At 40.2% G+C, this 13952-nt stretch carries 14 protein-coding genes; 7 read left to right on the forward strand and 7 right to left on the reverse strand.

What is annotated here, in order from left to right; translation table 11 throughout:
• Positions 1-29 precede the first annotated feature (29 nt).
• Positions 30-1733: a ShlB/FhaC/HecB family hemolysin secretion/activation protein gene (locus tag F907_RS05465; protein WP_016652727.1), complete on the reverse strand. Its 1704-nt coding sequence runs from the start codon at positions 1731-1733 to the stop codon at positions 30-32.
• Positions 1734-2048: 315 nt separating this feature from the next.
• Here F907_RS05465 and F907_RS05460 point away from each other — a divergent pair, with 315 nt between their 5' ends.
• From F907_RS05460 to xseB, 3 genes are all read left to right on the forward strand, one after another.
• On the forward strand, positions 2049-3407 hold the full coding sequence (locus F907_RS05460; protein WP_081402443.1) for an amino acid permease: 1359 nt from the start codon (positions 2049-2051) through the stop codon (positions 3405-3407).
• A 153-nt stretch (positions 3408-3560) separates the two neighbouring features.
• Positions 3561-4820, forward strand: a complete 1260-nt coding sequence (gene xseA, locus F907_RS05455; protein WP_032862154.1) for an exodeoxyribonuclease VII large subunit — start codon at positions 3561-3563, stop codon at positions 4818-4820.
• A complete protein-coding gene (gene xseB, locus F907_RS05450; RefSeq protein ID WP_005271643.1) occupies positions 4813-5010 on the forward strand; it encodes an exodeoxyribonuclease VII small subunit in 198 nt (65 codons plus the stop codon). Before xseA ends, xseB begins: the two co-directional genes overlap by 8 nt.
• A gap of 40 nt (positions 5011-5050) precedes the next feature.
• Here the strand turns inward: xseB and F907_RS05445 are convergent, their stop codons facing one another.
• The 5 genes from F907_RS05445 to F907_RS05425 all read right to left on the reverse strand — a co-directional run bounded on the left by F907_RS05445 (position 5051) and on the right by F907_RS05425 (position 7786).
• Complete coding sequence (locus F907_RS05445) at positions 5051-5287, reverse strand: hypothetical protein (RefSeq protein ID WP_016652730.1); 237 nt, start codon at positions 5285-5287, stop codon at positions 5051-5053.
• Positions 5288-5422: 135 nt separating this feature from the next.
• Complete coding sequence (locus F907_RS05440; RefSeq protein WP_016652731.1) at positions 5423-5830, reverse strand: DMT family transporter; 408 nt, start codon at positions 5828-5830, stop codon at positions 5423-5425.
• Entirely contained in the window at positions 5827-6186 is a 360-nt protein-coding gene (locus F907_RS05435) for an EamA family transporter (protein ID WP_016652732.1), read from the reverse strand. Before F907_RS05435 ends, F907_RS05440 begins: the two co-directional genes overlap by 4 nt.
• A complete protein-coding gene (locus F907_RS05430; RefSeq protein ID WP_016652733.1) occupies positions 6183-7070 on the reverse strand; it encodes an alpha/beta hydrolase in 888 nt (295 codons plus the stop codon). Before F907_RS05430 ends, F907_RS05435 begins: the two co-directional genes overlap by 4 nt.
• Positions 7067-7786: an MtnX-like HAD-IB family phosphatase gene (locus F907_RS05425; protein WP_016652734.1), complete on the reverse strand. Its 720-nt coding sequence runs from the start codon at positions 7784-7786 to the stop codon at positions 7067-7069. Before F907_RS05425 ends, F907_RS05430 begins: the two co-directional genes overlap by 4 nt.
• Before the next feature lie 433 nt (positions 7787-8219).
• On the opposite strand from F907_RS05425, the gene F907_RS05420 reads away from it, so the two are divergent.
• The 4 genes from F907_RS05420 (at position 8220) to F907_RS05405 (ending at position 12454) form a co-directional block, all read left to right on the forward strand.
• On the forward strand, positions 8220-8975 hold the full coding sequence (locus F907_RS05420) for a MipA/OmpV family protein (RefSeq protein ID WP_032862157.1): 756 nt from the start codon (positions 8220-8222) through the stop codon (positions 8973-8975).
• Between the two features lie 78 nt (positions 8976-9053).
• Positions 9054-10493: an aspartate aminotransferase family protein gene (locus F907_RS05415; protein WP_016652736.1), complete on the forward strand. Its 1440-nt coding sequence runs from the start codon at positions 9054-9056 to the stop codon at positions 10491-10493.
• Positions 10494-10502: 9 nt separating this feature from the next.
• On the forward strand, positions 10503-11570 hold the full coding sequence (locus F907_RS05410) for a GNAT family N-acetyltransferase (RefSeq protein ID WP_016652737.1): 1068 nt from the start codon (positions 10503-10505) through the stop codon (positions 11568-11570).
• Positions 11567-12454: a hypothetical protein gene (locus tag F907_RS05405; protein WP_016652738.1), complete on the forward strand. Its 888-nt coding sequence runs from the start codon at positions 11567-11569 to the stop codon at positions 12452-12454. Before F907_RS05410 ends, F907_RS05405 begins: the two co-directional genes overlap by 4 nt.
• A 31-nt stretch (positions 12455-12485) precedes the next feature.
• Here F907_RS05405 and F907_RS05400 read toward each other — a convergent pair whose 3' ends face one another.
• Positions 12486-13655, reverse strand: a complete 1170-nt coding sequence (locus tag F907_RS05400; protein ID WP_016652739.1) for a patatin-like phospholipase family protein — start codon at positions 13653-13655, stop codon at positions 12486-12488.
• Between the last annotated feature and the right edge of the window lie 297 nt (positions 13656-13952).

Here is a 13952-nt window from a genome sequence, read left to right on the forward strand (position 1 = left end):
TATGCCTATATTTCTATGAATAGATTTGCTTAGTAGTTAAATGAGAGATTAAAACCAGTGATGAGGTCTTTCTGGATATGTTGTGGTGCGACCAGTCCCCGACCCACGAAAAACTCACCATTGAGATGCTTGAATTGAGTTCTTAGCCCCACCACACTGCCTAATAGATAACGATCGGAGTAATATTGAGTGCCTTCACCCGTTACTAATCCTTGATCTAGACCTGCGTAGAGTGAGAAATTGGGAATGGGATTGAGCCAATGCACGGTCTGTTGTAAATAATGTCCATTACTGCCCACGATGCTTTGCTCAGGTCGATAACCGCGAATGCTGTAGCGTCCACCAATATTGAAAGTTTCCTGACTGACCACTTTCTGCGGACTCCACTGTCCTTGCCAGTTCAGCTGATACATAAAGTTATTTTTAGCGGTCTGCCATGGCACTGCATATTGAAAAGCAGCATTCCAAATTCCAGCTCTAGAATCACCCTCACCAGTAATATCTTCAGCAGTTTGGCTTGCCCCTAAGATGCCTGTACCCTTGCGATAGCTGAATTGCGCATTAATGGTTTGTTGTCCAAGGCGTAGTTGGTATTTACTACCAAGCTCCCAACCTGCAGTCCGTTTGCGTTGTACTTCAATTTCTACATCTTCAATAAAACTAGATGCCGTTTTGCGGTACAGTTGCGCATAACCTGAAAGGCGGTAGGATTTACTGCGGCTGAGTTCACGTTGTGCTTGGAAATTAAAATCTTTGTTAATGGTTTTATAATCAAACCACTGATCAAAGCCTTCCAGTTCCTGAGTATTGGTATATTGACTAGCATTGATATTAAACAGCCAGTTCTGATATGGGACTTCGTAGGAAACAAAGATATTATTAAAATCGGTATGGTCTGCATTCCAGTCATTGAGTGACTTGGTATAGTAAACAAATAGGCTATCCGCAAAATTAAGCGGGTTTTCTAAGGCATAGCTGGCATAGCCTTGGTATTTTCCAGAGCTTTTACTGCCTGCATCATTCAACCCAGCAGTGATAAAATTCCGTTCCCGAATCTCCCATACAATCTCGACATCGCTATAACCTGCATCTTCACTGCTTTTTTGGCTGGGTAGAATATCGAAACTGGTCTGCATCCCTTGTAAACGGGCAAAGGTTTCTAGAATTTGTTCGAGTTGACGGATATTAAGGATATCGCCTGCGTGCATAGGCAAACGATAATTTAAGCTTTGATTTTTACTGTTTTTAAGTCGGATTTCTCCAATTAATCCGGGAATCAAAGTTAAGCGTAAATGTCCTGTCGCAAGATCCTGCTCGGGGACAATGACTTGAGTTGACACATAGCCCAATTGCACCAGTCGCTCATTGATGTAATTCACAAGACCAGAAAGCCCTTTTTCACCAATACATCGACCTAGAACTTTATTGTCTGAATACTTTAGTTCTTTAAATATGCGATTAAAATCTGCAGTTTTTATACTGGGATGTGTAGTCGGAACATCCACCTCTAAAGAAGATATCCCAAAACAAATTGGTTCTTTGTGTAACCAAGGATAGTTTGAATCAACCTTCGTTTGTTGTAACTGAATAAAAGGGGCAACGGATTGAGTGAGTTGGTCAATCTGTTGTTTCTGCGAAAGATAATCTCGGGTCTGTTGTTGACTCACCTGATCTTCAGCATAGCTAAGGCCTGAATGTAGAATCAGAGGAAGGATTAAATATTTTCTATACATTTTCTACATTTTTTATACACAATACAGACAGGGATGTATTGTATTGAAAAAGTATATTTTATCAATAAGAATGAGTCTCATTTGCATAAATTTTAAATAGTTTAGAACTAAACCACTCTATTTGTTCATAAAATAATTTGCTAAAAAATCTATTTTCAATACGAAAAGATGATTCACGTAATAATTCTTATTAAAATTTTCTGTTGCATCCATCTTAATTAGCCAGTTCAATTACTCCCTTATTCTCCTATCTAAACTAGTCGATGCCCTCGCGATCCATTACAATCACTTCTTTTTTGTTCAGCGCAGCGTATTTTGAGTAATTCCTCTCCCCAATTAAAACGTGGATTAAAAAACCGCCACATCCAATTGATTGCGATGGGTGGTGCTGTGGGTACAGGCCTATTTTTAGGTTCAGCTCAGGCGATCCAGTCCGCAGGCCCTTCGATTATTTTGGGCTATACCATTGTCGGTTTGATCGCCTTTTTAATCATGCGACAAATGGGTGAAATGATTGTAGAAGAACCTGTCGCGGGCTCTTTTAGTTATTTCTCACAAAAATATTGGGGAAACTTCGCTGGCTTCTTATCAGGCTGGAACTATTGGGTAGTCTATATTCTGGTTGCCATGACCGAGCTGACCGCCATTGCCAAATACATCCATTATTGGTGGCCACACATTCCTGCTTGGGTTTCGACCTTATTTTTCTTCATCATCGTCACCTGCCTAAACCTTGGCAATGTGAAATTTTATGGCGAATCCGAATTCTGGTTAGCCATTATTAAAGTCGTTGCAGTCATTTCAATGATTTTGTTCGGTTTTTACCTACTACTGACTGCTGGTGCTGATTCCACTGCAAGCTTTACCAATTTATGGCAACACGGCGGATTCTTTCCACATGGCTTTTCTGGTCTGTTTTATATGCTGGCGTTTTTGATGTTTGCCTTTGGTGGTATTGAGTTGATCGGAATGACCGCAGCTGAAGCGGAAAATCCTGAAAAAAGCATTCCACAGGCCATCAATCAAGTGATTTTCCGCATCTTGATTTTTTATGTGGCTTCCCTTGCCATCATCATGTCGTTAATTCCATGGAATCAACTTGATCTAGGGGGATTAGATAAAAGTCCTTTCGTGATGATCTTCAGTCAATTGGGCATAAATTGGGCAGCACATTTACTTAATTTTATTATCTTGACCGCAGCACTTTCGGTTTATAACAGTGGTATGTATGCCAATAGCCGCATGCTGTTTGGACTTGCAGTACAGGGGAATGCACCTCAGATTTTTGCCAAAGTCAGCAAGCAAGGCGTGCCAATGCCAGCGGTAATTTTTTCTTCTGTGCTTATTTTTGGCTGTGTATTGCTGAACTATTTTGTTCCAGAACAGGCATTAAGTCACCTGATGTACATGGCCGTTGCAGCATTAGTCTTAAACTGGGCCATTATTAGCTTTACCCACTTAAAATTTAAACGTGCAGTTCGACTAGAAGGTACGGCCGTTAAATTTCCAGCATTGTTCTCGCCGTTTAGTAACTATCTGGTTCTCGCATTTATCGTCATGATTTTATACATCATGTGGACACAAGGCTTTAAAGAATCCGTCATTTTAATTCCAGTCTGGATCATGTTTATGTTCGGATTATTTAAAGTCTTGAAATGGAATAAATCACTTTAAGGATAATCAGCCATTCGCATCTACAGCACTCAACAGTAAAAGCTGTAGATGCCTTCCCCCATCTCAATCATAAATTTCGACATAATAGGCCTAATTTGTTATCCGCTTACTCAATTTGCTACTATAGGCATATCTCTGTTATCACTTGATCCCATGTCTGATCTGCAACTCTCTCTAAGCGATTACTTATCGACAATACAGGAAGTCATACGCGTGGCTTTTGATGAGCCAGTCTGGGTCAAAGCAGAAATTCGAAATTTAAATATTAAAGCTGGTCATTATTACCTTGAGCTCGCTGAAAAAGAACAAGACACAGACAAGGTCATCGCAAGCTGTAAAGCCACGATTTGGAAATTTACTGCAGCTAAAATGGTGCTCAAATTTGAGCGTGAAAGTGGCATAGAACTCTCAAAAGATTTAAATGTACTGATTAAAATTAAAGCCCGTTTTGATCCGCAATATGGCTTTTCGGTCAATATCGAGGACATCGACTCAAGTTTTACCTTAGGCGATATCGCGAAACGCTACCAGCAGATTCTTGCCCGATTAAACAATGAAGGTTTGCTTCACTTGAATAAAACCCTCCCGACACCTTTTGATCTTGAAAATGTACTGGTCATTGCACCAGAGAATGCAGCGGGATTGGGCGATTTCAAAAAAGATGCCGATGCTTTAGATCAAGCTGGTGTATGCCATTTTGTTTACCACACCGCGACTTTTCAGGGCAATACGGCCGCACACAGTATTATGGAGTCATTAAGCTCAGGGCTACGTCAATGGGCAAAAGCGTTTAGCTTACCTCCTGATCTTATTGTGATTATTCGCGGAGGCGGTGCTGTGAATGATCTGGCTTACTTAAATGACTACGATCTTGCTGCCCTACTGTGTAAACGTAAAGTACCGATTTGGGTGGGAATCGGCCATGAAAAAGATCGTACCATTTTAGATGAAATTGCACATCGTTCCTTCGATACTCCCAGTAAGGTCATCGCAGGTATTCGCAATCTGATCAGTGAGCGCTCACAAGATGTTATCGATAATCTACAGACCATCAAATTGCTCTCACAACATCAGATAACCGCCTATCAAAGTCAAAATGATCAGCTCATGAATGTCATCAAGACACTGGCCCAGAATCAAATCATGACCAGCCATATGCAACTTGATGTGGTTAAATCAACCCTACAATATTTTGCCCGCCAAAAACTAAAGCTGGCTTCGACGCAAATTGAAGCGTTAATGCGGGAAACCCTATTACAAAATCCGAAGAATGTTTTGGCCAAAGGCTATGGCATTATTCGTAGTGAAAATAAAGCGATTCGCTCGGTCGATCAAGTGACATCGACGGTTTCAATCGAAATGCAAGATGGCTATATCCATGCCAATGTCAGTGAGGTAATTCATCATGAGTAAAAAAGAGTTAAGCTTTCAAGAAGGTTATCAGCTGTTAAAAAAGAATGCCGAGCTATTAGAAGCACAGGACGAACCTGATATTGATAATCTCATGAAGATTGTTGAAGAGTCGATGGCAGCTTATAAAGCCTGCAAAACAAGAGTCGATGCTGTACAACAAGCGTTGAATGAGACGTTTAAAGAAAACTAGTGCCCTGTTCTGCTCTAAGCGTATCCTCTAAAGCATTGGTTCATTTTTTGTACTTATACAATTCTGCTAGCTTCATGATCAATTGGTCGATATTTACGGCACCATAGGATAAATACTCGGTTTCAGGAATATTTTTTTTGATGTAATTCAATCGACTGATATATTCGTCAGTCCGATCATCCATAAACAAATAGAAGTGATACCCTTCCAATAAACCATGTTCATTTTTTTCTATGATCTTTGACTTCTCAAAACCAACAAACAACTCATCCGTCATAAAACTTTTCTATCTATCATTGAAAAAATTTAGCTCAGAAAAAAGATTATTTCATATGGTTATGACGAACTTATGAATTCGTTTGCGCAATTTCTTTGTATATGACGTTCTATCAAAAACCAGTGAGTCGGGTCATCAACTCTCAATCCCTTTGCTGAGATCAGCTTCTTGGCTATGGCTCTCTTCATCTTTAGCTAGAAAACAGACTCCAGCAAAAATCAGAATGGCACCTGCAACTTTGGTGAATGTAAGTGGCTCATTGAATAACCAGATGGACAAAAACATCACACTAATTAACTCTAAATGTGATGCAGCAAAAGCTGGACCAATGGGGGCATGTTTAAGTAAATTCATCCAGATAAAGAATGCCCCCAGATATCCAATGAATGCACCATAAATCCAAGGATGGCTAAATACACGAACCAACCATGCCCAATCAAAAGTTAAAGGCATCGCATGAACAGACGCAAATTTAAAACTGATCTGCGCTAAAGTATCAAACAGCATCAGCACCAGAAAGCCAATAATATAAAACTTTTTCATGCGCCAACCCCAACAATAGTGACACCTAATGCAATCAACACCACACCAATTAATCGATTTCGGGTAAGTTTTTCTTTAAAGAATAATCGTCCAGCAAGCATAATCACCACAATATTAATGCAACCCAGCATAACGCCGATGGATAGCGGAACCAATGAAAGAAAAGCCAGCCAAACCACAAATTCAAAGATATAACAAAAAATACCGAGCCATAACCACGGACGTTTGAACATGAACCACCAATGTTCAAGCCCTTGATTGGTTTTGCTTTCATGAGCAGCGGCTTTAAATGCCAACTGCCCAACCGTATCAATTAAAATGGTTAATATCCAAACGCCAAAAATGACTGCATTCATACAAGCACACCCACCTTAATAGGGGGGCTAGTGAATTCTTGTGAGGCAGAATGCGATTTAGATGTGCTGTTGTGCTGACGCTGGTATTGTTGAATGAAATGCAGAGACTCTTCAATCACCTGCTTGCGATCATTATCAATCGTAATCATGTGGTAACTGTTATATAGCCAAATCAAACGTTTAGGTCCCTTGACTTTGTCATAAACCAATTGGCTATTGTTACGATGAGAAATATCATCATCATAGGCATGTAATAAAAGACACGGGGCAGTAATATTTGTCAAATTTTTACGGACATTGCGCGACAAACGCTGTAGCTGAAACAACGAATGCCAAGGATTCCCGGGTAAGCCTGCCTCTCCACTTTCCCCACTATTCATTGACTGAACAATACGAGAACGCAATACCTTATTTTTAATGCCATAAGGTTCAGCTTCATCAAAGGTATTATCACGGCAAATATTGAGATAATGCACACTCGGCAACACAATTGGTGCCAGCAGTTTTGACCATAATGGAATACTCCAGCCATCGTATTGGAAAGTTGGACTGTATCCAATAACACCAGCAACAGGATAGGCTGAGGCATATTTTAATGCCAATAACGCTCCCATCGATAAGCCTGCAACAAAAATTTCATCGGTATGTTGTTTTAACTTTTCAGCCGCTGCAGTTACACTCGCAAACCAATCTTCCCATCGACTATTCACTAGATCTTGCACATCACCACAATGCCCAGCCAATTGAACGCCAGATACACTATAGCCCGCTTGATGGAATGTTCGTGCAATCCCTCTCATCTCATTCGGTGTTCCCGTCAATCCATGAATCAGTAAAATACCAGTGCGGTTGCCTGAGAGAAAAAATGAATGATCTTTTATCATGTTATCACCATAACAGAGTTATCCTGCCCTAAATCACTATTCAGCAGTTTGGCCAAAGGATGACAAATTTCTTTGAAATTCTCAAAAGTCGTATGCGAAATATGATGATCTTTACAGTGCTGTATCAATGATTTTTTTGCAAAAACATAATCCGCCTGAGTAGCAAGACAGTAATCTGAACGGCCATCACCAATTAAAATAATATGCTGCTTCGGATATTGTTGTGCAACACTGCACTTACAAGTGCCACTTTGACTGATACAACTTAACTTCTCATTTGGAAACTCGAGCTGCCAGCTTCGCTCATCTAACTGGGCCAAATGATTGGCAATGATAGGTAAATGATCTAACTGATAGCGTTTTAAAATATGTCGAATAACCAGATCAAGCCCATCACTCACGATTGTTAAGGGAATTTTATATTGCGCTGTAATCTTAACTAATTCCAGAAATCCTAAATCAATTTCAATACGATCTAGACATTCATATAACTCATCAATAGATACATCCAGCAATTCAATCTGTTTCTGCATACAAACTTTTGAGCCAATTTTACCTTCGATCCATTGTTCTTCAATTTCTTGCCAACCCGGCCTAGCAAATGTCTCTAACAAATGATCAGTCGTATCTTTTAAACTAATTGTTCCATCAAAGTCGCATAAAATATGGCAGGGTACAGTGTGGTCTGTATCATAATGCTGGTTGACCATGAACATAAGATGCCTCATATGGATAATTTAAAAATCTTTTTATAAAAATTACATACTGACTTTAGGCCCGAAATCTTAAAATTTCTTTAATTATAAATATTCTCAATTTATACTAAAACTGTGTGAACAAAATGTTATATTATTCTAGCAATTCATCGAATAAATCTAAATAACAACTTATTCCTACAACCCAAAGCCATACTGAAATGAAAAATAAATCAATGACAATCAATAGATTAAATCAAACAAATATCTGCAATTCAACCATTGTTTTTATCATAAAGCATATTTACCACCTCAAACATGATAAATTTTCACGAAAAAAAACAAAATAAAGCTTGTTTTAATTTTTCATTAAGATTTATGTAAGAATCAACTTTTATATTAAAAAAATATTTAATAGATCACGATGTTATTCATCAATATACAAAGACTGAATATGCTTAAACCATTGAAAAAAATGACCATAGCAATAGTAACAAGCAACTTCTGCTTTTACTTTCCAGCCTATGCGAAAGACACTGAGTTACCAGATTTAACCATGGGTTTTAACTATTCAGTAAACTTCCAAGCGTATAAAGGTCACAGAACATATCAGAGCGTGTTGCCTGTTTTTTTCTATGATAATGATCAATTTTATATTGAAGGCGACGATGCGGGCGTCTATCTGTTCAAGGATGATCACAACCAATTACGTCTCAATCTTCACTATGACAGTAATTCCTATGACCCAAGTGGTGAACTTCATTCACTCGATAAACGCAAATGGTCAGTTATGGCAGGTGGAAGCTATATGCGGATTACCCCGTATGGTGGATTCAAGGCACGGTTGGCAACAGATGCTTTATCTCGCAGTAAAGGAACCCTGTTTAGAGGCTCCTACCTTGCAGAATTTGACCAAGGCAATTGGTCCTTCTATCCAGAACTGGGCTTTCAATGGAATAACGCGCAATACAATCAGTACTACTACGGTGTAAGTGAAGCCGAATCCAAACGTAGCGGTATTTCAACCTACCAACCAGGCCAAAGCGTATTTCCCTTTGCAAGTTTTGCTGCCAACTATGAAATGTCTAAACACTGGAATGCTTTCAGTTCAGTGGAATTCAACTATCTCTCAAATGAACAAGTTAAAAGCCCGATGATTAAACGACGAACAGATATCACCCCTGCCTTCGGGATCACCTATAACTTTTAAATGTATCGAACCCTTACTCACTCAGCCTCTGTATTTAAACCATACATACTGAAAACACCAACCATAAAGGAAACAAGTATGAACAATAATCATAAATTCACGCATGAACCAGCTTCTGCTACGAATTTCGATGACAGCGTTCCACTGAATGAGGCACAGCTTTTAGCAGATGAAGCAAAGTATTGTTCACATGGTGATACCGTACATTATGTCAACCCACCCAAAATCTTTACCGATTGTCAGGGCAGCTATATCTTCGATGATCAGAACATTCCCTACCTAGATTTACAGATGTGGTATTCAGCCGTCAATTTTGGCTATAAAAATCCACGTCTAGATCAAGCCTTGATCAACCAGATTCATAAGCTACCTCAAATTGCCAGCCAATACTTACATCCAACCAAAATTGAACTGAGCAAGGTCATTGCTGAAGACATGCTCAAGAAAACGGGTGTACTCGGTCGAGTTCATTACAATGTCGGTGGCTCACAGGCAATTGAAGATTCATTAAAACTTGTCCGAAACTTTTGCAAAGGTAAAAGCCGAATGTTTGCTTTCGAGGGCGGCTATCATGGTCGTACCTTAGGTGCATCGTCGATTACTTCAAGTTATCGTTATCGCCGTCGTTATGGTCATTTTGGTGAAAGAGCTCAATTCATCCCATTCCCATACCCTTTCCGTCGCCCGAAAGGCATGACACCAGAAGAATATGCAGATAAGTTAGTCGCTGAGTTCGCACGTCTTTTTGAAAATGAATACCATGGGGTATGGGATCCAAAAGTTCGTGAAAGTGAATTTGCCGCGTTCTATATCGAAACGATTCAGGGGACGGGTGGTTATGTGATTCCACCCAAAAATTTCTATAAAGGCTTAAAGAAAGTCCTTGATGATCACGGTATTTTGCTGGTTGTAGACGAGATCCAAATGGGCTTCTACCGTACCGGTAAATTATGGTCATTTGAACATTTTGATATTACCCCAGACGTCGTCGCATTTGGTAAAGCACTGACCAATGGCTTAAACCCGCTTGCAGGGATCTGGGCCAAGGAAGAAATGATTAACCCAGAGATCTTCCCTGTTGGCTCAACACATTCAACCTTCGCATCTAACCCACTGGGTACTGCAGTTGGCCTAGAAGTGATGAATATGTTGGCTGAAAAGGATTATGAAAAGCAGATCATGGAAAGTGGTGCTTATTTCCTAGAGGGCCTAAAAGACCTGCAATCACGTCACCCTGAAATTGGTGATGTGGACGGACTTGGTCTGGCGCTGCGTGCTGAAATTTGTCAGGCAGATGGTTTTACGCCAAATAAGGAATTGTTGGACAAAATGGTCGATATCGGACTTTCTGGTACGCTTGAGTATCAGGGACAACAATGTGGTCTCGTTCTGGATGTGGGCGGTTATTACAAGAATGTGATCACATTCGCACCATCACTCGAAATCTCACGTGCTGAAATTGAGCAAGCCATGGTCTTGCTTGAACAACTCTTGGTTCGTGCAAAACGGGAATTATAAAATCAACTTATGGACAAGAACCTGAATCAGTTAGAACCTCAGGCCGTGGTGGATGCTTTTTTACAGCATCCACCCCTCAGTTTTCAGGTTCATTCCCCTCAGCACTTTCTACCCTACTTTTATACCGACTTTGACTTATTGACGACGCTAGATACCGATGTTCATAAAAAAGTCAAAGCATTACCTGGCTATAAATTATGGGGCAAACTTCTGCATCTGAAGACCTGTTTTATCGGCACAACCGTGACTGAATACAGCCCACTGCCGAATCAGCTCTCTGTAGAACCCATCACAAGTTTTCTTAAAAACAATGACCAAAAAATCAAATTAGGAATCATTAAAGACCTGCCTTTAAGCTCACCTTTATTGAGCGAGGCTGAAAATACTTATAGCCATCACTTTATTCAAGACGCTGAACAGCGAGGATTTCTCTCTGTTGAAGGGCAAGCTTTGGCCTATGTGCCAATCGACTTTAGCAGCCGTGAAGATTATCTCTCCAGACTCTCTCGCAGCCGCCGAAAAAATCTAAAAAGAAAGTTGAAAAGCCTGAATGATCTCACCGTAGAACAATTGTCCACGGGCGATATACAGTTCAATGATAATGAGTTTAGAGCACAGCTCTACCAACTTTATCTCGCGGTTTATCATCAAAGTGAAATACATTTTGACTTACTCAGCGCCGAATTCTTTGATCAAATTTTGCAAGACCAGTACAGCGGCGGCAAAGTGTTTTTGTATTGGGCTGACACGCAGCTTGTTGGTTACAATCTGTGTTATGAATACCAAGGCAATCTGGTGGATAAATATATTGGCCTGAATTATCCCTTGGCCACAGATTACAATTTATATTTCATCAGCTGGTTCGTGAATTTAGATTATGCACTGAAGCACGATTTAAAGTTTTACATTGCTGGCTGGACAGATCCCGAAGTCAAAGCTCAGTTGGGCGCTCAATTTACCTTTACCCGACATTTGGTATGGGTACATTCACCCATCCTACGTTTTATTCTAAAAAAATTGCGGCCCATCTTTGAAGCAGATCATCACTGGCACAGCAAACAGGAACAATCATTATGACGCTGACGGATAACAGAAGACCGATTGTATTAAATTTCGATGACTCCGCTGGTGAATTTGAAGGTGCATTACGTCTAGACCTCAGTACGTGGCAAGAAATGATTCGATTTGGCTGTAAATGGAATCAATTTCAAGCCTTAGGCAACTATCTCAACCAGCACCTTCCCGCACAATTTGGGTGTCTGCTGATGGGAAGTGGCGATTATCATCACATCACTCAACTGTTACTTGCAAGACAAGTCACAACAAGGCCCATTCATCTCATTGTCTGTGATAATCACCCAGATAACATGCGCTATCCGTTTGGTATTCATTGTGGTTCATGGGTGTACTGGGCAAGCCAATTGCCCCATATTGCACGTATTGATGTTATTGGAATTCATTCGAATGACATTGGCTGGCAACATGCTTGGGAGAATCACTGGTCCCCGTTACGCAAAGGTAAATTGCATTATTGGAGCTTGCAAAAAAATGCTTCATGGACACACTTTATCGGTGCTAAAGGTGTTTGGCATAATTTCGACCATCCCGATGACCTGCTCGCTAGTTTCTTGGCCGAAACAAGCCATCAGGATAGCCCGATTTATTTATCCATTGATAAAGACGTACTCTCCAGCGAAGTCGTCATGACCAACTGGGATCAAGGTCTGTTTCTCGAACAACATTTACAAAGTTTGATTCAGGCATGTCAGGGTCGACTAATCGCTGCAGATATTACCGGTGATATCTCGGCCTATCATTATAAAAATTATTTTAAACGCTTCTTGGCTGCCTCAGATGGACAACAAGAGCCCTCCGTGACTGAGATTGAGAATTGGCAATTACAGCAAAAAGCGCTCAACCTACGTTTAGTCCATGAGATCAATACGGCATGGATGAATTAAACTCCAATATTTTTTATCGTTATCGTTTAATTCATCTCATCAAAATTTCATTCGGTAAATCTTTATGCCATTGTTGTTGCGTCGCTGCAAACTGATAGCCATATTCATATAGTTTCCTCATATAAACGGTATCAAACTGTTTTAAATGTTCTCCTTTAAAATCCTCATCAATATAAGCAAGATTAAAATCAACCTGATCTTGCTTTGCAATTTGATAAAGATGCAATACATCACTTATGCCTTGATTTTGTATCAATGCCCGAATAGCCCGTCCACCAATACTTAAAGTTTTCCTCTTGGTCTGATTCCAACTCGGCCGAAAACGGCCATTGCGGATGACATACAAATGCACTTCGCGATTCATGGATTGACCCATGATTTGCTCTAATCGTTTCTTCAGTGAAGCGGGATATAAAAAGACCTGATTGACCACCCCACCATCGACATGCATTTCCTGATATTTTTTCCCACCCACTTCCACATCAATCATCACGGGTGAAACCACTCCAGGAATACTGGTAGATGCAATAATAATTTTACGAAATAATTCTAGTGCATTCGGTGCATTGCTCGATGCAATTTCTCCCATATTCCAAATCGATTGACGTCCTGCATCAATATCGGTTGTTCCAATTTGTAAGACCCGACCTTTGGCATACTCTTGTGCAATCAAAGCTAAAACTTCGGGTGTAATATATTTTTCAACAATCTGAGCAAGAGGCTCGCTACTCGCCATACCATCTTTGACTAAGCCCATGAGAATATTACGATATCGAAATATCGTATTCGGCCCAGCTGAGGTCGCGACTGTACTCAAAATATCATCATATTGCGGACCTAAAAAAGCAAATGGCGCGATCAATGCACCTGCACTTACCCCTGTAACAACCTTGAAGTCATGCCGTTTACCACTTGCTGTCAGTCCACATAATACACCTGCGGCAAAAGCCCCATTTTCACCTCCGCCCGAGATTGCCAAGGCATATAATGGAGGTAATTTTTCAGATAGATGACTGAGCGATCCCAACTCGCGCTGACTATTTCGAAGTATTGCTTCAATAAACGGTGTCAGGTCATGGTCAAACCAGACACGAGCATTGGGAATACCCGAAATAATCGCTTTTTCCGTCATTTGCTCTGGAACAGCTTCAAGGCGTGAGTGCCAGTTAAAAGCCTGAATAACCCGATGAAATAAATTCATAATCCACCACCTAAAATCATTGATAGGATTTTTACTGCCAGACTTTAACTATAAGACCTAGCATTCATTTTTATCGTATAGAAATTTTCTCAAATACGTTTTTTATAACAAAAAAGAGATAAGAAGAATCCATCCTCTTATCTCTTTCGCCTAGCTCATATGGTCTAGAAACATCATTTCTTCAGTATAAATTACTTATATTTCCAAGGCACAGCAGGTGAACCAATCCAAGCTGATTTGGCTGGTATGTTCTCACCTTTCATCACCAAAGTCAGTGGACCCAATACCGCATGATGG

This window comes from Acinetobacter colistiniresistens (genome assembly GCF_000413935.1).
GTDB lineage: Bacteria > Pseudomonadota > Gammaproteobacteria > Pseudomonadales > Moraxellaceae > Acinetobacter > Acinetobacter colistiniresistens.